The organism is Paenibacillus sp. FSL P2-0136 (assembly GCF_037975325.1).
Taxonomy (GTDB): domain Bacteria; phylum Bacillota; class Bacilli; order Paenibacillales; family Paenibacillaceae; genus Paenibacillus_AQ; species Paenibacillus_AQ silagei.
Map to the genome: position 1 here is coordinate 4,290,823 of NZ_CP150244.1, position 23,893 is coordinate 4,314,715.

Here is a 23,893-nt window from a genome sequence, read left to right on the forward strand (position 1 = left end):
TTATTCCCCCGTTGAAAGCTTCAGGAGTACCACACCGCCGATGATGAGGACTAATCCTGCCACTTTTTTGACATTCAGATTTTCTTTATAGACCAGGACGCCAACCATGGCGGTTAACGCCGTTCCCACGCCGGACCAGATGGCATAAGCTGTCCCGAGAGGGATCTCTTTCAGCGCCAGTGACAGATTGAAGAACGCCAGCCCCATACCAGCGACCACCGCAATGGAGGGAAGCAGCTTTTTGAACCCGTTCGATGCCTTCAGCATAGAGCTGCCGAAGACCTCACTCACAATGGCTAACGATAATAACACATAAGCATTCAATGGGACTACCTCCTTAACGAATCATTTCATATAATTTCCGGATGACCTTATCACGCATGTCATCACCGATCTCGCCGATCCCGAATACCTCCGATAACCACAGGCCGTCTACAGCCAGCCGGACAATGGAGCCAATTACCGGGTCCAGCCCGTCATTCTCGATGTTCTCTTGCCAGACGGTATAATGCTTCCTTAATTCATCCAGCAATTCACCGTTTGTAAAAAGCGCTGCGTTAAGCGCAACATTCATGTCCTGCCCATCCTTATCAGCTTCAACGGTAGACTGCAAATAAGCACGGCTCCACTTCCCTTGCTCCCGTGTATCCTGGGCCGCCCTCTTCTGGACATCCGCAACAAAATCATTGGTGATGCCTGAGACCATACTGTAGATTAATGCGTCTTTATTCGGAAAATGGTGCAGCAGACCGCCCTTGCTCACTCCTGCTTCAGCAGCCACCGCTTCAAGTGTAAGCTTCTCAATTCCGCTATTCTTAACAATCGTTGAAGCTGCAGCCAGAATCAGACTGCGCTTGGAATTACTGTTCACAATCATCACCTCGTCATTTACTATACCGTCCAGACGGTTTGTTTGTCAAGCAGATGAATTGCAGCGCAAAGCGCTCATCAGCTGATGAGCGCTCCTGTAATCTATCCTATTGAAAGGGCATGCTGCCATCCTTAAGCTTCTGACAAAAGACCCCGGATATAGCCGCTTAACTCCCTTGCAGTCTGCTCGTGCGCCGGCAGGCCCGGATGGGTTCGCGCTCCCATCGTTTCATTCGTCACATTCGGCAGCTGGAACACCGACACGTTCTTATCGCCCGTAGACCTCATGTATCCATCCATCGCGCGGTAGATCGCCGGCATCAGGGAGAGACCCAGCATTCCATACACCCAGAGAAGATGCGCCCCGGGGTTATAGCCTCTCAGCTTCGCCAGGAACCTCGTAACCGCGGCCTCGAAGGCGGCCAGATCCTCCTCATGATAGCTTCCGTCTTCATTCAGCCGCTGCTTATAGATACGTCCGGTACTCTCATCCAGCCATGCGGGGGAGTTGAACGCGCCGTCATCATTGGTACCCAGGTTGACTACCACCACATCCGGCTGCCAGGCCGCAAAATCATTCATCGCATGCGCTCCAAGCGCTTCATTATGCGGGCCGGTCAGCAGACCGCAGACCTGCTCATAGATGTCAGGAATATTGCCCCCCGGGTTATTATCCCAACTGGAGAGCACTCCCCATCCGCTCTGTGAGATCACCCGGAATTCGGCCTGCACGGATTCGGCAGTGATCGCTGTATAGTTATGAACGCCGCTGAACCAGGCGGGAATCCAGTCCTCTTCACTCTTGGCACCAATGACGCCCTCACCTGAGGTGATACTGTCACCGATGAACTCCAGCCGGTACGGCTTCGCTTCAACAGGCAGGAAGCTGCCGTCTGTGCGGACCGCATGGAACTGAAGATAGGCGCCGGGGTCGCCGCTCATCGCCTGGACCTCTTTTACAATCCGGATATTCTTCACAGTCTCAGGGTTCATCCCTCTGAATACGCAGATCCAGTGCCTTCCGGCATTCACCATCTGTCTGCTGACAGGAACGGAGTTGATCAGCACACTGATCCAGGATTCGTGATGATCGTAACCGGATTCCACTTCAAGCCACAGCTCGGAGGCCCGGAGGTTCACCTCTATCGCACTGCCCGTCCAGAATAACGTCAGGGGGTTAAGCGCTCCGGTCGTTCTGCCATGAATCTTCAGATGCTTGATCTCTGTCAAAGGCTGTACCTGTAACTGCAAATGGGAATTGCTGCTCATTCTGAACCCTCCTGTTTGCTGGCAATCGAGAAGCTGCGGACCTTCATCCACTTCCCGCCTACCCATTCGTCAACGGTGCCCTTCCGCGTTCTGACACAGAACTTATGCGAGGTGCCGCGGTCAAAGCCCGTTGCTTCATATAACAGGTCCTCGCCCTGCTGTCCCTTGAAATACACCTGCTTCAGGCCGAGTCTGTTCAATAGTTCCTGCTTCACACTGTCTGTATATTGGCGCGAGAATTCTTTGGTCATCATTGTTCCTCCTGCTTCGTTTATCAACGGTTCAACTTCCCGGATGCTTCTTAGAGAATAACGTATATGCGGTGAACTTTCACCTTTATTTTTCACCAAACTGCCCTTAAATACCGGTTGATTTTGAACTCGGCCCTGTAATAGAATTAATGGATTATATAGAAAAGGATGCGCATACGCAATGCCTTACAAGGAATCACGTTCGCTTCGAAAAAGGTCGATTCTGTTCTTCTCGCTGATCATGCTGGTGAAGAGTTATTTCGCCTGGTATTACTTATTCGAGGACGGTCCCACCTGGACCACCTGGCTGAAGGAAATCCCGTTCGTGCTGCTGCTGTTCTGCCTCATCGAATGGTTCGCCACCAAGCACAAGGTCGCCATCTATCTGATCGTCAATCTGCTCATTACTGTACTGTTCTTCTCTCTCATCGTCTATCATAATCATTTTGGTATGATTGCTACGTCTCAGGTCTTCGGACAGGTCAAACAGGTAGGCGCCGTCAAAAAAAGTATATTCGCCGTCGTGCATCCGCAATATATGCTTATCTTCGTAGACATCATTATTATCAGCCTGATCATGCTCAGACGCAAAAAAGCGCTCGCCTGGAAGCATTCCATGTCCCGGCCCAGCAACCGCAAGGCAGTGGCTATCCTGTTCTGCATCTCGCTTACGCTGTGCATGATGAATATCTTCCCCAATAAAGCCAGTATGAATGAGAATGTCAAGGCAGAGCAAATGGGCATTCTCAATTATGAAGCCTACGCCCTGCTGCGTGAACCCGCAGAAGAGCCTATGGACCCTGCGCAAATCTCCCAGGCTGGCATCGACATGACAAAGGGCATTCAGCAGAAAGCTAATCCGGTCTTGTTCGGGGCTGCCAAGGGTAAGAATCTGATCATCCTGCAGATGGAGTCGCTCCAGAACTTCCTGATCAATCTGTCCGTGGACGGAACCGAAATCACACCGAACCTGAATAGGCTGGCCGGCGAGAGCTACTATTTCCCCCGGTTCTTTCAGCAGGTAGGCCAGGGCAATACCTCGGATGCCGAATTCATCGTCAACACTTCCTTTTATGTGCCGCCGGACGGTCCGGCCACAGATAAGTATGCTCCGAAGGAGCTGCCGAGCCTGCCGAAGCTGCTGGAGGCACAGGGGTACGATACAGCGACTTTTCATACCAATAATGTAGAGTTCTGGAACCGCGGGGAGCTGTACAAGGCGCTGGGCTTCAATCAATATTACGACAAAACCTACTTCGGCGAAGAGGATGCAGTCTTCTATGGCTCCTCGGATGAAGTCCTGTACAGAAAGACCTCTGCGGAGCTTGCGCAGATGGATCAGCGTGAACAGCCCTTCTATGCCCATGTCATCTCGATGTCGTCGCATAATCCGTTCTCGATCCCGGAGAGCAAATACAAGATGACCTTGCCGGAACGGTACGAAGGGACGCTAGTCGGTGACTATATCCGGGCTGAGAACTATGCGGATTATGCGCTGGGCCAATTTCTTGATGAGCTTAAGAGCAGCGGTGTGTGGGATAACAGCATAATGGTCCTTTACGGCGATCACCGGGGTCTTCCTATATTCTCGCTAAAAGAGGCCGACAAGGTCCTGCTGGAGGAGATTCTGGACCATGAATATAATGAGCGTGATCTGATTAATATACCGCTGATCATCTCAGCCACAGGCATTACCACACCGGCACTGAAGGAGCAGTTAGGCGGCCAGGTGGATATTTTGCCGACCGTTGCCAATCTGCTCGGGGTTCCGCTGGACTATCATATCCACTTCGGACAGGATCTGCTTAACCAGACCGCGTATAACCTGCTGCCGCAGCGCTATTATCTGCCTACGGGTTCCTTCGTTAATAATGAAGAGCTGTTCCTGTCAGGCAGCGGGTTCGAGGACGGCCAGCATTACACCCTGTCCGGTGACGGCACGGATCTGCTTCAATCGACAGAGGATGAATTCACCCGGGCGCTGGAGCTGCTCCGCATGTCCGACAGCTATGTGACTCAGCTGCCTGACCGGGTAGTTGAAGATCCGCCGGAGAGCGAATAAAAGCTGAAAATAGGCACCATCCTTCACACAGCAAAGCCCGGTTCGGAGTCCTGTCTCTGAACCGGGCTTCTTTATATGCTTGGTAGGGTTAGAGCTGCTTGTCCAGAAAATCCCGCACAGCCTGACCTGCCTGAAGCGGAAGCTGCATCCAGACATACGCATGAAGCGAATCCGGGATCAGCGCAATTTCATAGCTGTCCAGCAGCTCTGCGAAGGCATTCAGACTGCTGCGGACCCGTTCATCGTTCCATTCCGCTTCGCTGGGCAGGAACAGGACCGGGGATTGTATTTTCTGATAATAGTGTTCAAAACACAGCTCCCAATACTTCACTATGTATTCGATTCTGACACGGTTCGGATAACAATAGGAATACTTGCCGTCTGGATGCTGCTCCAGACTATGCGTATAGAACGCACAGAAATATTCATTCCACAGGCCCTCCGCAGTCAGCTCAGCCCGCTGCTGGGCTACATACGATTCAAGGCTGTCATAGCACGGTTCCTTCCATTCCTCCAGTTCTGCCCGAAGCTGCACTTTCCTCTGCTCCACCGCTTCCACCGTGCCGTCAAATATACCATATTCGCCAAATTCGTTATTCAGCGCACCTTCGCACACCAGAGATAATACAAGCTCCGGATGGTCTGCTGCCAGACTGACCGCTACCTGTGCTCCCATGGAGCTTCCTACTACGTGGCACTTTTCCACCTCCAAATGCCTCAGCAATTGATACATATCCTCTGCCATCTCGTCAATATGATAGCCAGTCTCCGGCTTGTCCGACCGGCCATGCCCCCGGAGATCCGGTGCAAGGATGCTGTAGTCCTGCTCCAGTTGCGGGAGAACTCCATCCCACATATGCAGGTTTCCGCCGCTGAAATGAAGCAACAAGATGACAGGCTTGTCTTTTAAAGAATACTTAGCGTTAATGCTTATCTCTCCTATTGAGATACGTTCCTCAATCATTTCATTTCCTCCTCCAATCCCGCAATCCCTTACGTTTGCTTTACCTTATATGTATTTGGCAGACAATGGATTAATTATATACACGGTCCATCTATGCTGTCACCATACGAATAGGCACCAATCCCGCCTTCCCATCATACACAGATATAAAGAAAGGCGGGATGCAGAATGAGTACCATGACAGGTGAGGCGGAATGGGCGATTTTTCTGGCGGCTGTCTGCGGACAGACCTATACCCAATTTGCCAATGCGGAGGGTGCGTTCGTGGTACCGGCGGACTTCTCGGCCGTGCATAGCTTCCAGGCGAAATCGATGGGGAATGTGTGGGAGCTGTTCGGCTTCATTCTGGAATCACCGCAGGAGATCATTATTGCCTGGCGCGGAAGCATCTCCACCAATGACTGGCTCTCGAACATGAATGCCGCGCAAAAGAAATTTAAATACATCCAGGAACCCTGCATGACCCATCGGGGGTTCACCGATATCTATGCATCCGCTCGGGATGCCATTCTCTCCGTGCTTGGTACTCTGTCTCCAGAGAAGACGCTATATGTAACAGGCCATAGCCTTGGCGGGGCACTGGCCACTCTGTGTGCGCTGGATGTTGCTGCCAATTCTGCCTTGACCGCCCCGCGGCTGTATACCTACGGTTCTCCGCGTGTCGGGGATGCGGATTTTGCCAAGGCCTTCAGCCGGTATGTGCGCAGCAGCTACCGCTATGCCAATCTTTTTGACGTCACTACGTATGTTCCGCCAACCGTCTACAAGCTGCCTAAGCAGAAGACCAAATACTATTACACCCATGTCCAGACCCTTAAGTCCCTATCCTTCCAGAATGGCAGTCCTGAGCTGAATCATGTCATCCGTAGTTATTTCGCTGTGCTGAGGAAGACACGGCCCGACTTCACCACAGCTCTGTGCACCGCGAATCCTGGGTTCTGTCCGGTCCCGGAGCTGATCACCTGATCTCCGCTCTGCGGATAGACCCTTCTACCGGTTGATCTTACGAATCTCGTCCATCGGAATCTTCGGGGTCCGGTCCGCGTTCAACAGTCCGTTCACTTCCTGCTGCACATCCGTAACCTGAGTGTAGCAATAACCGCAGATGTAAGGTGTATCCTTGATCGCCTGCGTGATGCTGCGGAACCGTTCAATGAAGGCTTCCGTGCTGCTGACCTGCTCTCCATAGCCCCACCCCTCGCCGGTGTTGAAGGCAATGCCCCCGAATTCACTGACTATGACAGGCTGACCCCGGTATTCGTAGCCCTGGGCCATCGCGTATTTCCAGTTATTGAACGAGGAGCTGCCGCCAAGCACACTGCCGGAGTCTGCATAACGTTCTAGTAACACAGCTCCGCTCTCTTCATAATCATGCAGGGTAATAATATCGCTGATCGTATGCTCCCAGCCGTCATTGACAATCACCGGACGGTCCGGGTCCATCGCCTTAGTAAGATGATAGATGCCCTCAGTGAATTGCTGCTGCCGCTTATTCGTATAGACCTGCGGAATACCCCAGGATTCGTTAAAAGGCACCCAGGTAATCACCGAGGGATGATTATATTGCTGCCGGACAATCTCGGTCCATTCCTTCGTGAACTGCACCACGGCCTCATCATTGAACTCATAGGTGGCCGCCATCTCCGACCAGACCAGCAGTCCCTTCACATCACACCAGTACAGAAAGCGCGCATCCTCAATCTTCATATGCTTGCGTACCCCGTTGTAGCCCATCGCGAGAATCGCATCAATGTCAGCAATCAGCGCCTCCTCCGAAGGCGGGGTCAAATGGCTGTCCGGCCAATAGCCCTGGTCCAGAATCAGCTTCTGGTACACTGGCGTATTGTTGAGCAGCACCTTGCCTTGTTCGATGGAGATTTTGCGGAGTCCGAAGTAGGAGTAGACCTGGTCGATCACCTTGTCCCCTTCGTACAGAACGAACTCCACCTCATACAGCACCGGCGAAGCGGGCGACCAGGACTGGAGCTTCCACGGGCCATTCGCTTCATGGGTCAGCTCTACATCCAGTTGCTGCCAAGACCGGTCGATATGCAGCGAGACCTGCTTGAAGGTCTTCTCCTGCGTGCTGATCCGGGTCTCCAGCCGGAGATTCGGGGCTGCCACCTGAGCCTCGTATTCGAAGCGGACCGAGCGGTTATCGAGATCCGGAGTGATTTTGACAGACTTAAGATACGAAGGGGATACACACTCCAGCCACACACTCTGCCAGATTCCCGTGGTCTGCACATAGAAGCACTCGAAATTCTCATCCACCCAGCGCTGCTTGCCCCGTGGTTGTGTACAGCTCTGGCTATCCTCTGCCTTGACGGTCAGACGGTTCAGCGCTCCGGCACCTGTGTTCAGATAATCTGTGATATCCAGTGTAAAAGCCGCGTACCCGCCTTGGTGCCCCCCGGCATAGCTGCCGTTCACCCACACCTTCGCGATATGATCCACCGCCTGGAAATTCAGCAGCACCCGCTTGTTGCCCAAGGTGTCAGGTAGTTGTACCTCCCGCTCATACCATACATACGGATGGAACGTGGTCTCGCCGATTCCACTCGCCACCGTCTCATACGTGAACGGAACCTGAATCTTCAGATCGCCGTGCAGATCCTCATGCCATCTCTCCCGCTCCCCCATGTTGTCATCGTCATACCGGAAATCCCATTCCCCGTTCAGGCTCTGCCAGGCGTCACGGACGAACTGCGGCCGAGGATAATCCTTGATATAGTGCCGGGTTGTCATTATAGTGCGCACACTCCTTAAGAACAGTATTTTTGTTTTAATACAATAAATATGCATTAATTATTGCAGAATCCGCTGAAATGTCAATGGTGACGCCAAAAAGAACCTTCGCCGTAAGCAGCAGGTTCTTTTCCGCAAATAAAATCTTACATTCACCTTACTTCTAGACTAAGGCTCCACACTATAAAAAATCTTCATCACCAGATCCTGCTCATAATCGCCGAATTTTTTGCCGAACAGGTTCATACCGCCCTTGAAGACCGCATTCTCCTTCACGCCCAGCCGCAGATCCACGTGGTTCTGGCCGGTGAGGTTCAGCTGCTCCAGATTAACAGCAGATAGCTCCTGATGGTCGATAGTGCTGCGGGTATTATCTACGCTCCAGGTCTTGAGTGCGCCGAACTGGGTTCCCGTATCAATCCACCACGAGGGATTCAGCTTCCCGCGTCTGCCGCCGAAGTCGCCGGGCGAGGTCCAGGTCCCCACCTCCACCTGGTTAATCCACAGTGTGATATCCGAAGGCCAGTCATTCTCGTAATTCGGTGCCTCCGAGCAGATCTCCATGGAGAATTGAATCCGGTGAAGCACCGCTCCTTGCGGAATTTCCAGCGGATAGCGGTATTCGAGATAACCTTTGCGCAGCCAGAGCAGCTGGGCCTGCACCCGGTCCGGATGAAAAAATCCCGCCGGTGAATCCTCCGAAATAATCGGACCATTCTCACTGACCATACCGCAGGTAGGCGCCACTTCGCATGCTGTGAAATTGCCGATCGGCATGGATATCTCATAGCAATATTCGCCTTGACCGGCTTGCAGGCGGCGCTGCGGGGCATTGATCGTGATCTTGATATCATCATAGATCCGGCTGCATACCTTCATCGCCCCGCGTGAAGCAGGCAGCAGCTCGGTCTCAATCAGCCCTGCCTGCTCCAGTACCTTCACGTTGGAGGCTGCCGTAGATACCGGAATTTCCAGCGCTTCAGCCAGCTCCGCTACATTCATTCTCCGGGTGTTAAGCAGCGCCAGCATTCTGAGCCTTAGCTCTGTAGAGAGCGCATGTGTCACCTTCACCAGCTCATCCGCATGCTCCATGGACAACTCCAGCATATCGTTCACCCCTGTCCAGCTTAGTTATCCAGCATATGAACCTGATCGCCCAGCCGAACTTCTCCCGTGCGGATTACAGAGGCATAGACGCCGAACTGCTGCTTAAGCTCTTTATATACTTGCTTCAGCAGCGAACTGTCCCGTTCCAGGGTATCCGGGTCTGTCGTAATCATTACGCAGCGCTCGCAATAGCTATCCACTTGCAGCACTGTACTGCCTATCGACAGACGGCGGCCGAGCCACTCTTCCTCCCCGAGCGAGTCCTCACTCACTTCCACGAGAAAGTTGCCGCGGAAGCGGCGCTGGTCAATTGGCTTGCCCCACATCGCCTCCAGCTTCTTCAAGCTCTTATCGGTCACCAGCAGAATACTTGCCCCATCTACCGATAATAGCTCCGGGTACTGCTCCTCCGGGTGTGGTGCCTTGAACGCAGACATCGTAATTTCGGTAGAGGTCAAACTCTGTATCTCGTCCAGCAGCTCCTGGTCCCAGCCGAACACCCGGCCATCCGCAGCCGTTACACGGATATCTTCCCCCGTATACTCCGCCTTATAGGACATCATCTTCGGAATCTTCCGGGCAGTGATATACTGGGACCAGTCTTTTTTGGTCATATCATAAAAGGAACAATACCGGTCCCCCTCCACTCCGTAAGAGACAACCTTACAGGCCTCCAGTGCCTCCCCCGCAAAGGATTTTACCGGATAACGGTTAATCGATTTAATCTCCCCAACTGTAACTGACACGCCCCCACCTCTTCTGTCTATAGTCTGATATCTCTGCAACTTTTACTGTAGCGGCTTTAACTTCTGAATCTCTTCTACGGATAGCCCTGTTGCCTCGGCGATAACAGATAGTTCTATACCTAGAACAAGCAGTTTATGAGCCGTTTCTTTTTGAGCGTCTGCCTTACCCTCTGCTTTACCCTCTGCTTTACCCTTTGCCATTCCCTCGGCCTTCCCCTTAGCCTCACCTTCAGCCCATCCCTTGGCCTCGGCCACCTTAGCCGCTTCATACATCGACGCCTCGTCATGTAAATAGCGCTGACGTGCTTCGTATTGTCTGCGGGCTTCCTCGTTCTGACTCAAAAACTCCAACGTGTTCATGGCTTTTTTCAGCACAGGTTCGTTCATCGTAAGCACTTCCCATTTGGTTTGGTCTGCTACGTTTCAGTCTTATTATACCATTATCGCTGCCTGTTTTGCGTAAGGCAAGAGCTGAACACTTTTGGATGAAATCAGCAGGAGTATAATCCTCTAAAAAGAAAAAGGACAGCCCCAAGGCTATCCTCATCATTACATATCTTTACAGCGACTCCCGGATTACCCGCTTGTAATACAGAACGGACAGGATGCCGAAGATCGAATACAGCACGGTATAGACCCCCATAACGACGAACATCGGGGTCAGCATTTCGGTCCCGAAGAAGAACCAGCCGGATTTCACCGCAAAGTAACTGTGGCACAGCCCGACAATCAGCGGAATACCGAAATTGAACAGCTGCTTGAACTGGATGCCGCGCAGGAGATCCCCTTGGGTGAAGCCCAGCTTGCGCAGGATCGTATATCCCTCCCGCTCCTCCTCGCTCTCATCCATCTGCTTGAAATAGAGAATACAGCCGGAGGTGATCAGGAACGTCAGGCCCAGGAAGCCGACAATGAACATAATGAGGCCCATATTGGTCCGCTGGTTGAACTCAAATTCATATTGCGAGAAGCTTTGCCGCTCCGGCTTCTGCTGCTTATAAATCTCATAAGCCTGCTTGGCCTGCGAGGACCCGGTAAGATTGATACCGTAATAGATTCCTTCGCCGCTCACTCTTTTTTGCTCATCCGGATCTTTATGCTGAAGCAATTCCTGGAAGACTGAATCATCCACCACGAACACCCCCAGAACACCTCCGCCAAAATAATACGGCAGAACAGTCTCCTCTGACAATCCTGCGAGCTGCTGCTTCATAACACCATCCTTGGTGGAGAAGTCGAGTTCCCCCTTGTTCTTGAGCTGATGCATGGTTTGCTTCGTAGTCGTATACCCCATAATCCGTACCTCACCCGGCTGCAAATCCATGTTTTTCAGACTGCTCTCACTAATCACGGTCGCCAATAGACTGGTGTCATTGTTGGGGAAATTTTTAGTATCCAGGACCTCCTTAAGATCCACCTCTACCTGCACCGTTGGAATCTCCAGAGTGGTATAACCTATGCCGGCCTTGTCGAGCGCCTCCCGGAATCCCGCCTCATCCGCCTTCTGAAGGAAGCCGTAATCATGCGGCGAGCTCTCGCGCGCGGAGGACTCCACCGAATAATATGAGATATAGCTCAGAGAGAGCAGGCCGATCGCCAGCGCGGATACCGTGGTGATGACCGTCAGCAGCAGGGCATTCGATTTCATCCGGAACATAATGGAAGAGAGCGATAATACCTCCCGAATGGACAGGTAGCCCTTCTTCTTGCGGCGGATGAGATTGAAGAGGAAGCTGACCGAGCCTTTGTAGAACAGATACGTCCCGATAATCACCAGTGCGAGGATAGCAATCATCGCATACATCAATCCGCCCATGCCCGTGAATTTGCCGCTGAACAGCTCCCCGGAGATATAGTATCCTCCACAGATACTGATCATCCCGAGCACGCCGATCACAACCTCCCACAGCGACATTCTCTGAATACGCGTCTGGGAAGTGGCCGTAGCCTTGAATAGCGACAGAATGCTCTGGGCCCGGATGAAGGTGTAATTCATAATCATAATCAGCACATACACGGCGGCAAAAACCAGCACCGTCCGCTGCAAAGCCTCGGGGGAAAAGCGCAAGGCTGCCAGCTGTTCGACCTCCAGGATTTTGAACAGCACCATCAGGATCAGCCGTGACATCACGAACCCTGCGCCGATTCCGGCGAACATTGAGCCGAAGTACAGAATCAAATTCTCGGCGCTCAGCAGCACGAAGATTCTGCTCTTGGTCAGCCCGATTAGCTGGAACAGCCCGATCTCCTTGCTGCGGCGCTTGATGAAGATCGTGTTCGCGTACAGCAGGAAGATAGCAACAATCGCTACCAGCAGGACCGAGGACGCGCCAATGGCTGCCCCGCCTTTGATTGAACCGCTGACCTCGTGCATGGCCGGGTCGAACTGCAGCGTCACGAAGGAGAAATACAGGGCCACACTGAAAATAAGAGCAAAAACGTAGAGATAATAGTTCTTAATGTTCTTTTTGAGGTTCCGCAGGATAATATAATTCAGACTCATTGCGTGACACCACCAAGTACGCCCTGGGTGCTGATAATATCACCCAAGAAGGATTGCCGCGATTCCTCCCCCTTGTTCAGCTGGGTGTAGATTTGCCCATCCCGGATGAACACCACGCGGCTGCAGTAGCTGGCGGCCACGGCATCATGCGTAACCATGACAATGGTAGCTTCACGCTTGCTGTTCATGGCAGCCAGCTTGTTCAGCAGATCGGACGCAGATTTGGAATCCAAGGCTCCCGTCGGCTCATCGGCAAAAATAATACTCGGATCATGCACGAACGCCCGTGCCGCAGACGTACGCTGCTTCTGCCCGCCTGAGATTTCCGCCGGATATTTATCCTTCAGCTCATAGATTCCCAGCTCGCCCGCTACCTGGTCGAATTTCTGGTGCGCCTCCTTCTTGGACATGCCTGTAATCGATAGCGGCAGCATGATGTTCTCCTTGACCGTCAAGGTGTCGAGCAGGTTATAATCCTGGAAAATGAACCCGAGATGATGCTTGCGGAACTCGGCGAGCTGCTTCTCCTTCATCCCGGTGAATTCCTTGCCCTCAATTTCGATCGTGCCCTTGCTTACCCGGTCAATGGAGGACAATACGTTCAGAAGCGTCGTTTTGCCGGACCCGGACGGACCCATGATTCCGACGAACTCGCCCTTGTCCACCTGAAGATCAATACCGCTCAGGACTTCCTGTTTATTGAATTTGTTGCCATAGGTTTTATAGATTTTGTTAGCTTGCATGATAAGCATCTGTTCCCCACTCCTTTTCTATAGCTCTATCATAAGCGGGTGGATGATCATTTTCCTGCGCTTCGCCGAACAAATGGAACAGGCATGTGACACTATTGTCACATGCCTGTTAGCCGCTGAAAGTCATTCTCCCTTGGAAAAGTTAGCGTAAACACACTCCCCTGCCCAAGCACGGAAGCAGCGTGAAGTCTGATCTGCAGCGGCTCCGCCACCTGCCGGGTCAGATATAGCCCCATGCCGGTGGCTGCCCCCTCCTGGCGGAAGCGCGATGAGGTGAAGCCCCTATCATAGATGCGCGGCAGATCCCTGGGATCTATCCCCTGTCCTCTGTCTTCAATGACAAGCACGACATGGCCGCCCTCTTCTAGGCTCCGGATGAGGATATCGGAGGCTTCGCTGTATTTCACGGCATTGGTCAGGAGCTGTCTGAGCATGAAGGCCAGCCATTTGCCGTCTGTCAGCACGGTCTCGGCCTCAAGCTCTACGTCGAACCCGATGCGTTTGGAGATGCACCAGGATTTCAGTGCCCGGATCTCCTTATTAAGGATAGGGGCAAGACTGACCTTTTCAATGAACAGATCATTACGGATGAAGGGAATCCGCTTCTGATGCAGCTGCTGGTCGAGCAGATGGTGAATCCGCAGCCATTCGTACATCATCTGTCTTTGCAGGGTCTCGTCCGGCAGGCGCTCTATCATGAGCTGCATGGCAGTCAGCGGGGTCTTGACCTCATGTATCCAGGCCAGCAGCTCGTCCTTCTCCGATTCCAGCAGCTGGACATTCATGAAGGATTCGCGCTTGTAGCGGTCTGTCTGGGCGCTTACCGCCTCATGGACCAGCCGCTCCATCGGACTACCGGGATCGAGGACCGCCTGCAGCTCATAGATCTGATCCCAGGAGGCAAGGCTCTTATAGAACCGGGTCTCCCGGGAATAGCGCAGGAAGACGAAGGCCAGACAGAGCAGCGTATTCAGCAGTACAATGTATAGGACTGGCAGCAGCGGTATGGCAGAGTCAATAAAGGCCACGAAAATAATAATCAGCTGGAGGGCGGCCAGCAGGAGCAGCCAGCTCCGCTTCTCGGTGATGTATTTCCTTATCATTCTGCCGCCTCTTCAGTCGCCATATACCCTTGCCCCACCTTAGTCTCTATGTAGGCATCCAGACCGAGCGGCTCCAGCTTCTTGCGCAGCCGGTTCACGTTCACAGTCAGCGTATTATCGCTGACAAAATGCTCGTTGTCCCACAGGCTGGTGATGATCACCTCACGTTCCACAATACTGTTCTTGCGCTCCAGCAGGATTTTGAGAATCATCATCTCATTCTTGGTCAGCAGGGCCGCTCCCCCGCTGCCCGTGACCGTATTCTTCACGAACTCAATCGCCGCTCCGCGCCAGGTCTTCAGCTCCGTGCCTTCCTTGGCGTAATTATAGACCCGGCGTAGGGTAGCCTGAATCTTGGCAATCAGCACCTCGAAATGGAACGGCTTCTGAATGAAATCATCGGCCCCAAGCTGCATCGACATCACCATATCGCTAGGATGGTCCCTGGAGGAGAGGAAAATAATCGGCACCTTGGAGTGGCTGCGCAGAATCCGGCACCAGTGGAAGCCGTCGAACTGCGGCAGCTGGATATCAATCACTACCAGGTCGGGCTTTACCTCCGAGAACTCCTGCAGTACCTTACCGAAATTTGTAATCCCGTACACCTCATAGGACCATTGGGCAAGCCTCTCCCTGATCTCCCCGAACAGGGTGATATCATCTTCGATTAGCATTATTTTGAACACAAAGGACTCTCCTTCAGAAGAAATACTATCGGACTATTATACTTCACGTTTATTATAATTGTGAAACCTCCCCTAAACCAAGTAACGTATTAGATACAAACGGCTAAACATTTGAAACTTACTAAGGAGCTGATTATCATCGGAACTTTTGCAGGAATCTTCTTCTTGCTATTTGGAATTGCAATCAACTTATTTGCCTTATATGTGCGCAGACACCCTACCTTCACCTGGCAGATGAGTGAGGGCTGGAAAACGAAAGGAGATAGTGAACCCAGTGACGCCTACATCAGCTCCATGCGCTTCAGAGGGGCAGTGGGCTTATGGATGGGATCATTCGTCATGGTGATGGGGATATTGACAATATGGAGTGCTCTCGGCTAATGGAATAGCGAGCTGCAATAATGTACTATAGCCATTCCCGGTCCCGGTGTATATTCATGGAACTACTTACACCGGAGGTCATCATGAATATCCTTTCCTTTATCATCTATTGTATTGTAGTTACCTTCACACCCGGCCCGACCAATATTGTGATCCTCTCCTCTGTGCAACACCATGGGGCCAGGAAAACAATGGGATACGTCGGCGGAGCCACACTCGCCTTCGGACTGCTCCTTACCGCATCCGCTCTGCTGAACCGCCTGCTTGCATTCAGCAATATACACTGGACGGCAGCTTTCAGGCCTCGCACAGGAATGGGGTCATGCTGTTTAACCCGGAGCAGCTCACCCTATCAATTCTTCCTGAACTGCAAGGTCGAGCATGCCAAGCAATTCATCGAGAAGAACAGGGATATCTATTCCGCTGTTGCTGAATTCGGCTTCACGGACCTGACCCATCTGAACCGGCATTTCAAAAGTGTGTATGGCATCACGGCTTATGAGTATAGGCGGCATTTGCAAAATTAAGCGGGGGCCCGTTAAAAAGATCTCCTGTTGAAGCATTCCAACAAGTGGAAACGGTTTTGCCGTCCTTTTAGAGGACGGTACCGTTTCAGCGAGAAAGATAAGGATAATTATAGCGCGAAGCATATCAATTCTTATCTTTTAAAGAAGGGCTGCCCTCGTCATTTTCATGACTTGGACAGCCCTTCTTTATTTATATATTTATGGCTTGATCATCGTCTCGCCGCCTTCCGGCCGGCTTGTGTAGCTGTGATCCCTGGATGCTTCCTCAATCTGATGGAATGCCCAGTGGGTCATCGGCACATCGGACCATACTGGCACGGTCTCACCGTACAGCGGTCCTCTTTCCAAGATACGGTTAAACACAGTAACTCCCTCAGCACGGGTCAAGGCTTTGTTCGGCTGGAAGCTGCCATCCAGCATGCCTTCCATATACCCAGCCTCGTTCGTTTGGCCAATTGCCTTCTCCGCCCAATGTCCGGCGGCGTCGTTATAGCGGTGTTCGCCTGTACCTGAGAGTGCTTTCCAGCGCGCAATGATGACTGCCATCTCCGCTCTGGTGATGCTCTGCTCCGGTCTGAAGCTTCCATCGGTCATGCCCTTCATAAGTCCGGCTGCTGTGACCTGACGGATAGCTTCTGCGGCCCAGTGGCTGCCTGCTACATCCGAATAGCGGGCTGTCCCTGCACCCTGCAGCTCCAGCACCCGGTACAGAATCATGGCTACCTGCGCCCGGGTCATCGCGTTCTCCGGCTTAAACGTTCCGTCCGGCATGCCCACCATATAAGCTTGGTGGCTTTCGGCACCCCCGTTATCCAGATTAAGAATGGTGAAGGTGCTGAACTTCCCGATGGTGAAGGTCAGGCCCAGCTTGTTGTCTCCATACGCTACAATTGCAGGTTTCACCAGTTCCCGTTCTCCGTCGCTGTGCTCAATGAACACGGCCAGCTTCGACAGATAAGCTTCTCTTGCGCTTGCCTCTGCCGGTACATGACTGCTGTCGAGCGGCAGGGTGATTGTTACCGGGCGGCTGGTCATATTGGTCTCAATCGTGATTGGACGATCCACCACATAGACGTTGCCGTTGTTCAGTGCCTTCCGGACAATCTCCTCTGTTCTGGCCCGTTCTTCTACCTGCTTGCGCTCGCTTTCCTGTTTGACAGGAACGAGGTGGAAATACAGATTCGGATTCAGTCCGTTAAGCGAGGCATTCGGAATGGTAATCATGCCGTTATCCGTATAGATTTCCAGGTTGAGCCCGGCTTCCTGCACAGCCTTCACTGCCGCATCCGGCAGCTCCACACGGACATCTTTTACGACATCCTGTTTGTCCGGAATGACAATACGTACGCTTGGCGAATGGGCAGCCAGGGTCTTTTCAACGGCTTCAAGTGCTTTGGCCGTTGTGAACGTTACTTTATCGCTCTTGCTGCCATCGTTATTCGTCGTTCTTTCAATTTCTGTTTTTGCAACAATTCCATAACCAATGGCTTCTACATCTACCGTTATTCTCTCTACAACCGGTAAGACCGGCGGTGCAGAAGGAGTATAAGGCGTCTGCGATGACTCATTTGGCGCGGATTGGCGTCTCACGGTAACCGTGTACGTTTTTTCGCTGCCGTCTGTTTCCCGGACTACAATGGTTACGGTATTATCGCCTACATTCAGTGTCACCGCAGCATTTGCTTGCCCCGTCCCGGCAGCCTGGCCGTTAACCGTAATGGCCGCGTCCGGATGAGCGGCTGCCAATGTCAGTTGAAGCTCGGAGACATTGTGCTCCACATTAAGACTGTATTCGTACACGCTCGCCGTCACATTGGGTTGAATCACACCAGCAGATGGCGCAATGCTTGCCAGACCGCTCTTCGGAACCAATGCCCGGTAAGCCGCCTGCAATGCTTCCAGTGCTGCGTCCACTTCGGCCTGTGTGGCAGTAGCGCTTGCCAGTACTGCTTGCGCGTCGGTCAGCATGGACTCGTAGCTCGTCCAGCTTGCTGACGTGTAGGTCTCCTTGTCCAGAATAGCGGACAAGTCCACTTCCGCTTGCAGCTTGCTCTTATCCACTACTGGCACCACTGGTTTCAGCACCAACGCTTCACGCGCTGCGGTTAGCTCTGCCAGTGACGTGTCCACCTCTGCCTGCGTGGCAGTGTCGCTCGCCAGCACCGCCTGCGCGGTAGTCAGCTTGGACGCATAATCTGTCCAGCTTCCCGGGGTGTAGTCTTCCTCATGCAATGTGGAAGACAGATCCACTTCCGCTTGCAGCTTGCTCTTGTCCACTACTGGCACCACTGGTTTCAGTACCAGTGCTTCACGCGCTGCGGTCAGCTCCGCCAGTGCTGCGTCCACTTCGGCTTGTGTAGCCGTGGAACTCGTAAGCACCGCTTGCGCAGTCGTCAGCTTGGACGCGTAGTCTGTCCAGCTTCCAGGTGTGTAGTCTTCCTCGTCCAGCGTGGAAGACAAGTCCACTTCCGCTTGCAGCTTGCTCTTGTCCACCACTGGCTTCAGTACCAGTGCTTCACGCGCTGCGGTCAGCTCCGCCAGTGCCGTGTCCACTTCGGCTTGCGTAGCCGTCGCACTGCCCAGCACCGCCTGCGCGTTAGTCAGCTTGGACACGTAGTCTGTCCAGCTTCCAGGTGTGTAGTCTTCCTCGTCCAGCGTGGAAGACAGATCCACTTCCGCTTGCAGCTTACTCTTATCCACCACTGGTTTCAGCACCAGCGCTTCACGCGCTGCAGTCAGCTCCGCCAGTGCTGTGTCCACTTCGGCTTGCGTAGCCGTCGCACTGCCCAGCACCGCCTGCGCGTTAGTCAGCTTGGACACGTAGTCTGTCCAGCTTCCAGGTGTGTAGTCTTCCTCGTCCAGCGTGGAAGACAGATCCACTTCCGCTTGCAGCTTACTCTTATCCACCACTGGTTTCAGCACCAGCGCTTCACGCGCTGCAGTCAGCTCCGCCAGTGCTGTGTCCACTTCGGCCTGCGTAGCCGTCGCACTGCCCAGCACCGCCTGCGCGGTAGTCAGCTTGGACGCATAATCCGTCCAGCTTCCAGTTGTGTAGTCTTCCTCTTCCAGCGTGGAAGACAAATCCACTTCCGCTTGCAGCTTGCTCTTATCCACCACTGGCTTCAGATCCAGTGCTTCACGCGCTGCGGTTAGATCCGCCAGTGCTGTGTCCACTTCGGCCTGCGTAGCCGTCGCACTGCCCAGCACAGCTTGCGCGGTAGTCAGCTTGGACGCGTAATCCGTCCAGCTTCCCGGTGTGTAGTCTTCCTCGTCCAGCGTGGAAGACAGATCCACTTCCGCTTGCAGCTTGCTCTTGTCCACCACTGGCTTCAGCACCAGTGCTTCACGCGCTGCGGTCAGCTCCGCCAGCGCCGCGTCCACTTCGGCCTGCGTGGCTGTGGCGTTGCCCAGCACCGCCTGCGCGGTAGTCAACTTGGACGCGTAGTCCGTCCAGCTTCCAGGTGTGTAGTCTCCCTCTTCCAATGTGGAAGACAAATCCACTTCCGCTTGTAGCTTGCTCTTGTCTGGTTTCAGCACCAGCGCTTCACGCGCTGCGGTCAGCTCCGCCAGCGCCGTGTCCACTTCTGCCTGCGTAGCCGTGGCACTCGCAAGCACCGCTTGCGCGGTGTTCAGCTTGGACGCATAACCCGTCCAGCTTCCCGGTGTGTAGTATTCCTCGTCCAACGTGGAAGACAGATCCACTTCCGCTTGCAGCTTGCTCTTGTCTGGTTTCAGCACCAGCGCTTCGCGCGCTGCAGTCAGCTCCGCCAGTGCGGTGTCCACTTCGGTTTGTGTGGCCGTCGCACTACCCAGCACTGCCTGCGCGGTGGTCAGCTTGGACTCATAACTCGTCCAGCTTCCCGTTGTGTAGTCTTCCTCGTCCAGCGTGGAAGACAAATCCACTTCCGCTTGCAGCTTGCTCTTGTCCACCACTGGCTTCAGCACCAGTGCTTCACGCGCTGCCGTTAGCTCCGCCAGTGCCGTGTCCACTTCGGCTTGTGTAGCCGTCGCACTACCCAGCACTGCCTGCGCAGTGGTCAGCTTGGACTCATAACTCGTCCAGCTTCCAGGTGTGTAATCTTCATCTTCCAATGTGGAAGACAGATCCACTTCCGCTTGCAGCTTACTCTTGTCTACCACTGGTTTCAGCACCAGTGCTTCACGCGCTGCGGTCAGTTCTGCCAATGCTGTGTCCACTTCGGCCTGCGTGGCCGTGGCGTTACCCAGCACCGCTTGCGCGGTGGTCAGCTTGGACGCGTAGCCCGTCCAGCTTCCAGGTGTGTAGTCTTCCTCGTCCAGCGTGGAAGACAAATCCACTTCCGCTTGCAGCTTGCTCTTGTCTACTACTGTAATCGTTTTGGAGGCCAAGTTGGTTTTTCCATTTTTGGCCGAAGTCACTTCTACCGTGTATTTGCCATACGGCAGTGCCGCTTCCGGCTTAAAGCTCCATGTGCCATCCGCATTCACAGTAACTGCGGGAGTTCCGATGGTTTGACCGTCCTCATCTTTGATGACTGCCGTTACTGTAGCTCCAGGATCTGTCGTTCCCTGGAACTCCGGCTTGGGATCGGTTACCGTCTCCCCGCCTGGAGCTGTGATCTCAATTCCGGGCACCGGAAGATTAACCGTAATCCCCTTGGTGGCAACTGCAGATTTCACACCTTTGGTTGCTGTCGCCTCAATGGTGTACTCCCCATCGTGTAAGTCGCTGCCCGGGGTGAACGACCATGTCCCGTCCGCTTCAACGACAGCATTTCCGCCTGCGCCAGTTACGATCTGTCCATCTTTATCCCTGATTACAATTGCTACGGCAGAACCCTCTTCAGCCTCTCCTGTAATCTCAGGTTTAGGTACATTGACCGGACTTCCCGCAGGCTGGGTGATCTTAAGTGAATCAATGAATTGATCCCTTGGACTCACCGAAAACGGCTTAGCAGGGGCTCCGTAAGTGCTCTTGAGCGAACCCGTGCCATCATAGGCTACAGTAACCGTTTTCCCTTTAACGTCCGTTCCCTCAGGCAGCGTCAAAATCAGCTTCTTGGAATCGGCAGGGTCCACTCTGTAGGGGAGACTGCCTATAGGCACGGCTGTGCCTCCAATCTGAACACTGAAGCCTGCCAGATTCGCCGTGGTCATCTCCTGGTCGAAGGCCAGCACGATCTCATGCCCATCCTCCGCAATTTGTTCCAGCAGAGAATACTGAAGCTCAGGAGCCTCTGCCGCAAAAGTGAAGTATTGTCCATCCTTGAGCGTCACCTTCGCAGCATAGTGAGCTGTATTGGCAAGTGTGATTGAACTGAGCTCATACTCAGTGGCATGAGCGAAGTCCGTGTCCGTATCACTCACCAGCAGCTTTACGGCTCCCGGGGCAGCCGATGCAGGAATGGCGATTTCCACCTCTCCTACAATCCCATTATTCTGAACCTTCCAGATCCGTTCGGCCTGATACCAATCTGTCGATCCACGCTGCTGCGTGAACTTAAGCGGCTCACCGTTATCTCCCCAGAGCAGGTATTGCCCGTTGGCAAGCGCTGCCGTATTTCCGCTGTTTGCTTCAGCAAGTCCGCCCAGACCGATTGCGACTTGTGTGTCTTTATTAATGCTTCGGCTTTGCTTCTGGTTCAAGTCCTCCAGATTATCTCTGCCGAGGCCCGCCACATTGTGATGGTATGCCGCATTGGCCGTCTTACTCCACAGCAGTGTACCATCTGTACCAATATAATCATGGTTTAAGGTGATGCCATATTTTACAGCCAGATATGTCTCAATCTTCGCTGCATCAGCACTTGTGATGGTGTCATACAAAATAATTTCCGCTACTTCCGCCTGCAGACCTGTCCAGTTATTACTATTGGGTGCATTCGTAGCTCCGATCACAGGCATGAACGTGAATGGAGTAAAAGTTGTCGATTGAAATCTCACATTTTTGTTCTGACCATCAATACTGGCAGTATGAGCTGTTTCTCCTATTTCGTAATTAATAAGCTGGTAACGATCCCGTATATTGGAACTAGCGTAGCTATATACCTTTTCTCTACCAGGACCGTTACTAATATCTGATCCATATCCACCCATAACGATAACTCCGTTGGAAGGTTTAAGATCGGAACTGCCTACGAGAGTGCCTGCACTTCCCGCTTCAGGCCATTTGTAAACGGCATATCCGGACTGGAATGTTATATTTTTATCACCGAGTAATTTCGCCGATGAATTATAATGGGACCAGTTCGCCGGATTCGCAAACTTCACACTCGGATTAAAATTCACTCCGCTTTCATTGTACTGCGGTACTTTTGCCCCATTAGGAAGGTCGAGCGTGAACGCCACAGGGTTAGGAGAACGATCCTGCCAGCCTGTCAATCCTCCATTTGCAGCCGACGCCCCATCATCCGCCTTCAGCCATAATACCGGCGCCTGAATACCTCCGCCCGGAGTACCGCTGGCCGCTTCTGCCTTCGACGGTGCACCTGCCGCCGAGAAACCGCTGGCCACCAGTGTCAGCGACAGCAAGGCTTTTGCCGGCCTGCTCCACCAGCCTTTTCGTTTTGCATGAGATTCCATTGTTAACTTTCCGCCCCTTCTATAGTCCTTGTCTACAACTCGAGGAGCTAAAAGGCAGACGGTTCCTTTTGGTAAATCACCATCTCGAGTACCAAACAGAACTCTTTGTAATAGAAATACAAGTCTGGCCATTCGAAATCTGCAAATTTCTGAATCCATATGCAAGCTATGCTATCTTCCGTCAACAACAGTGCTGTTCTCTTCACAACCAGCACTCCAAGATCGCTCTCTGAATCCCTCCTTTGGCTTGCCATGTAAGAACTGCTGACAGTCTGTCAGACTGCTCAAGGGGAGAAAACTGACGTTCAATCCCTGCATTCAACGGGCGCCAGTTCCCGGACCTAAGCTATCCTGGCACACAGAGTTGTGCCTCCAATCATGTTAATAAGGGCATGTGAACAAAATCTGAACATTTTCGACAAAATGGTGGTTTTTTATACCAAAATCTTATATCACCCGATGAAATATGCGCTAAAACACTGGAAAATGATTCGAATTATATTTTTGTCATTTATTTTTGTCACATCTGCCGATAAAGATTTTTACAGACAAAAACTCCGGCAGTCCGCATAAATGCAGATCCGGAGTCTTCGTCATTCTTCCCTATCATAAATACCAGGACTAATCACTCTACGCCAATCCTATACATGAATGGTTCACTTGCTTGAATCCATTGTCCCGCTGCCCCGGACATCTGTAATAACCTTGGTAGCAATAATCTTCCCGGCCTGATCCAGCCCTTCGATTTCGAACGGAACGCCCGCCGTCACCGCTTGAAAAGCAAACCAAATTGTCCGTCCCTGCGCCGTCTGAATCAGCTTTGCCTCGGACTTATCAGTCCCGGTCTGCTTTTGCTGAACGATAATCTGCTGAATGGACGGGTCCAGCACCTCACCGAACACCATAGGAAACGGAGTGGAGATTTGCTCCAGTTCAGGCAGCCTCATATAATTCATTGCCGACACGGTAGGGTCTCCGTCCATCCCGTAGCCCGCCCCCCAGACCCACTTCCAGCCGATCCAGGTTTTGCGGACATATTCGACTTGAAGATTGCTGCGGTCCTGATCGCCCGAACGGGTCAGAAAAACAAGCTTCCCCCTGCCAACAGTCTCCTCATGTACCACCGTCATGGAATCAGACTCACGGAATAACCGCACGGCCTCCTCCGGACTTGAGCCCAGGGGAATCTGGAGCGACTGATTCATTCCCAATGAGCGGGACATCCGCTGGTCCGACCACCCGCCGGGTCTTTCATACATATATAACAATAAATAGAGTACCGCTACAGAAGCCAGAATCACTCCCGCAGCCATCCCCCATCTCCGTGTAGTTTTCATGAGAGCATCTCCCGTCCCGATTGTTT

18 protein-coding genes and 1 pseudogene are annotated in these 23,893 nt (G+C 52.8%); 4 read left to right on the top strand and 15 right to left on the bottom strand.

Annotated elements, in window-relative coordinates; translation table 11 throughout:
• From NYE26_RS18255 to NYE26_RS18270, 4 genes are all read right to left on the bottom strand, one after another.
• Window positions 1-324, bottom strand: a complete 324-nt coding sequence (locus tag NYE26_RS18255; RefSeq protein WP_339249189.1) for a multidrug efflux SMR transporter — start codon at window positions 322-324, stop codon at window positions 1-3.
• Between the two features lie 13 nt (window positions 325-337).
• Window positions 338-871: a TetR/AcrR family transcriptional regulator gene (locus NYE26_RS18260; RefSeq protein WP_339249190.1), complete on the bottom strand. Its 534-nt coding sequence runs from the start codon at window positions 869-871 to the stop codon at window positions 338-340.
• Between the two features lie 131 nt (window positions 872-1,002).
• Entirely contained in the window at window positions 1,003-2,139 is a 1,137-nt protein-coding gene (locus NYE26_RS18265) for a GDSL-type esterase/lipase family protein (protein ID WP_339249191.1), read from the bottom strand.
• Window positions 2,136-2,393, bottom strand: a complete 258-nt coding sequence (locus NYE26_RS18270) for a hypothetical protein (protein WP_339249192.1) — start codon at window positions 2,391-2,393, stop codon at window positions 2,136-2,138. The genes NYE26_RS18265 and NYE26_RS18270 overlap by 4 nt, the downstream gene beginning before the upstream one ends.
• 178 nt (window positions 2,394-2,571) lie before the next feature.
• On the opposite strand from NYE26_RS18270, the gene NYE26_RS18275 reads away from it, so the two are divergent.
• Complete coding sequence (locus tag NYE26_RS18275) at window positions 2,572-4,452, top strand: LTA synthase family protein (RefSeq protein WP_339249193.1); 1,881 nt, start codon at window positions 2,572-2,574, stop codon at window positions 4,450-4,452.
• 88 nt (window positions 4,453-4,540) lie between these two features.
• Here the strand turns inward: NYE26_RS18275 and NYE26_RS18280 are convergent, their stop codons facing one another.
• Window positions 4,541-5,416: an alpha/beta fold hydrolase gene (locus tag NYE26_RS18280; RefSeq protein ID WP_339249194.1), complete on the bottom strand. Its 876-nt coding sequence runs from the start codon at window positions 5,414-5,416 to the stop codon at window positions 4,541-4,543.
• Window positions 5,417-5,584: 168 nt separating this feature from the next.
• Between NYE26_RS18280 and NYE26_RS18285 the strand changes: the two genes are divergently transcribed.
• On the top strand, window positions 5,585-6,382 hold the full coding sequence (locus tag NYE26_RS18285; RefSeq protein WP_339249196.1) for a lipase family protein: 798 nt from the start codon (window positions 5,585-5,587) through the stop codon (window positions 6,380-6,382).
• A 24-nt stretch (window positions 6,383-6,406) separates the two neighbouring features.
• On the opposite strand, the gene NYE26_RS18290 is transcribed toward NYE26_RS18285, so the two are convergent.
• From NYE26_RS18290 to NYE26_RS18325, 8 genes are all read right to left on the bottom strand, one after another.
• Window positions 6,407-8,164 carry a sugar-binding domain-containing protein gene (locus NYE26_RS18290; RefSeq protein ID WP_339249197.1) on the bottom strand — a complete coding sequence of 586 codons (1,758 nt, stop codon included), beginning with the start codon at window positions 8,162-8,164 and terminating at the stop codon, window positions 6,407-6,409.
• 168 nt (window positions 8,165-8,332) lie between these two features.
• The gene (locus NYE26_RS18295; RefSeq protein ID WP_339249198.1) at window positions 8,333-9,271 is read right to left on the bottom strand and encodes a helix-turn-helix domain-containing protein; all 939 of its coding nucleotides are present in this window, start codon (window positions 9,269-9,271) and stop codon (window positions 8,333-8,335) included.
• A 20-nt stretch (window positions 9,272-9,291) separates the two neighbouring features.
• The gene (locus NYE26_RS18300; RefSeq protein WP_076081711.1) at window positions 9,292-10,017 is read right to left on the bottom strand and encodes an MOSC domain-containing protein; all 726 of its coding nucleotides are present in this window, start codon (window positions 10,015-10,017) and stop codon (window positions 9,292-9,294) included.
• A 42-nt stretch (window positions 10,018-10,059) separates the two neighbouring features.
• The gene (locus NYE26_RS18305; protein WP_339249199.1) at window positions 10,060-10,404 is read right to left on the bottom strand and encodes a hypothetical protein; all 345 of its coding nucleotides are present in this window, start codon (window positions 10,402-10,404) and stop codon (window positions 10,060-10,062) included.
• Between the two features lie 172 nt (window positions 10,405-10,576).
• Entirely contained in the window at window positions 10,577-12,520 is a 1,944-nt protein-coding gene (locus NYE26_RS18310; protein ID WP_339249200.1) for an ABC transporter permease, read from the bottom strand.
• A complete protein-coding gene (locus tag NYE26_RS18315) occupies window positions 12,517-13,272 on the bottom strand; it encodes an ABC transporter ATP-binding protein (protein WP_036733135.1) in 756 nt (251 codons plus the stop codon). The genes NYE26_RS18310 and NYE26_RS18315 overlap by 4 nt, the downstream gene beginning before the upstream one ends.
• Window positions 13,273-13,370: 98 nt before the next feature.
• Complete coding sequence (locus NYE26_RS18320) at window positions 13,371-14,375, bottom strand: sensor histidine kinase (protein ID WP_339249201.1); 1,005 nt, start codon at window positions 14,373-14,375, stop codon at window positions 13,371-13,373.
• Window positions 14,372-15,061 carry a response regulator gene (locus NYE26_RS18325; RefSeq protein ID WP_339249202.1) on the bottom strand — a complete coding sequence of 230 codons (690 nt, stop codon included), beginning with the start codon at window positions 15,059-15,061 and terminating at the stop codon, window positions 14,372-14,374. Before NYE26_RS18325 ends, NYE26_RS18320 begins: the two co-directional genes overlap by 4 nt.
• Before the next feature lie 111 nt (window positions 15,062-15,172).
• On the opposite strand from NYE26_RS18325, the gene NYE26_RS18330 reads away from it, so the two are divergent.
• Window positions 15,173-15,442, top strand: a complete 270-nt coding sequence (locus NYE26_RS18330; RefSeq protein ID WP_339249204.1) for a DUF6199 family natural product biosynthesis protein — start codon at window positions 15,173-15,175, stop codon at window positions 15,440-15,442.
• Between the two features lie 344 nt (window positions 15,443-15,786).
• A pseudogene (locus NYE26_RS18335) lies at window positions 15,787-15,969 on the top strand (helix-turn-helix domain-containing protein); the annotation flags it as partial.
• Window positions 15,970-16,167: 198 nt separating this feature from the next.
• Here the strand turns inward: NYE26_RS18335 and NYE26_RS18340 are convergent.
• A complete protein-coding gene (locus NYE26_RS18340; protein ID WP_339249206.1) occupies window positions 16,168-22,530 on the bottom strand; it encodes an S-layer homology domain-containing protein in 6,363 nt (2,120 codons plus the stop codon).
• A gap of 656 nt (window positions 22,531-23,186) precedes the next feature.
• Complete coding sequence (locus NYE26_RS18345; protein WP_339249207.1) at window positions 23,187-23,867, bottom strand: hypothetical protein; 681 nt, start codon at window positions 23,865-23,867, stop codon at window positions 23,187-23,189.
• Window positions 23,868-23,893: the final 26 nt, after the last annotated feature.

Excerpts from the sequence above, each read along its gene's own strand:
- NYE26_RS18265 (WP_339249191.1), bottom strand. The coding sequence starts at position 2,139 with ATGAGCAGCAATTCCCATTTGCAGTTACAGGTACAGCCTTTGACAGAG.
- NYE26_RS18270 (WP_339249192.1), bottom strand. The coding sequence starts at position 2,393 with ATGATGACCAAAGAATTCTCGCGCCAATATACAGACAGTGTGAAGCAG.
- NYE26_RS18275 (WP_339249193.1), top strand. The coding sequence starts at position 2,572 with ATGCCTTACAAGGAATCACGTTCGCTTCGAAAAAGGTCGATTCTGTTC.
- NYE26_RS18280 (WP_339249194.1), bottom strand. The coding sequence starts at position 5,416 with ATGATTGAGGAACGTATCTCAATAGGAGAGATAAGCATTAACGCTAAG.
- NYE26_RS18285 (WP_339249196.1), top strand. The coding sequence starts at position 5,585 with ATGAGTACCATGACAGGTGAGGCGGAATGGGCGATTTTTCTGGCGGCT.
- NYE26_RS18290 (WP_339249197.1), bottom strand. The coding sequence starts at position 8,164 with ATGACAACCCGGCACTATATCAAGGATTATCCTCGGCCGCAGTTCGTC.
- NYE26_RS18295 (WP_339249198.1), bottom strand. The coding sequence starts at position 9,271 with ATGCTGGAGTTGTCCATGGAGCATGCGGATGAGCTGGTGAAGGTGACA.
- NYE26_RS18305 (WP_339249199.1), bottom strand. The coding sequence starts at position 10,404 with ATGAACGAACCTGTGCTGAAAAAAGCCATGAACACGTTGGAGTTTTTG.
- NYE26_RS18310 (WP_339249200.1), bottom strand. The coding sequence starts at position 12,520 with ATGAGTCTGAATTATATTATCCTGCGGAACCTCAAAAAGAACATTAAG.
- NYE26_RS18315 (WP_036733135.1), bottom strand. The coding sequence starts at position 13,272 with ATGCTTATCATGCAAGCTAACAAAATCTATAAAACCTATGGCAACAAA.
- NYE26_RS18320 (WP_339249201.1), bottom strand. The coding sequence starts at position 14,375 with ATGATAAGGAAATACATCACCGAGAAGCGGAGCTGGCTGCTCCTGCTG.
- NYE26_RS18340 (WP_339249206.1), bottom strand. The coding sequence starts at position 22,530 with ATGGAATCTCATGCAAAACGAAAAGGCTGGTGGAGCAGGCCGGCAAAA.
- NYE26_RS18345 (WP_339249207.1), bottom strand. The coding sequence starts at position 23,867 with ATGAAAACTACACGGAGATGGGGGATGGCTGCGGGAGTGATTCTGGCT.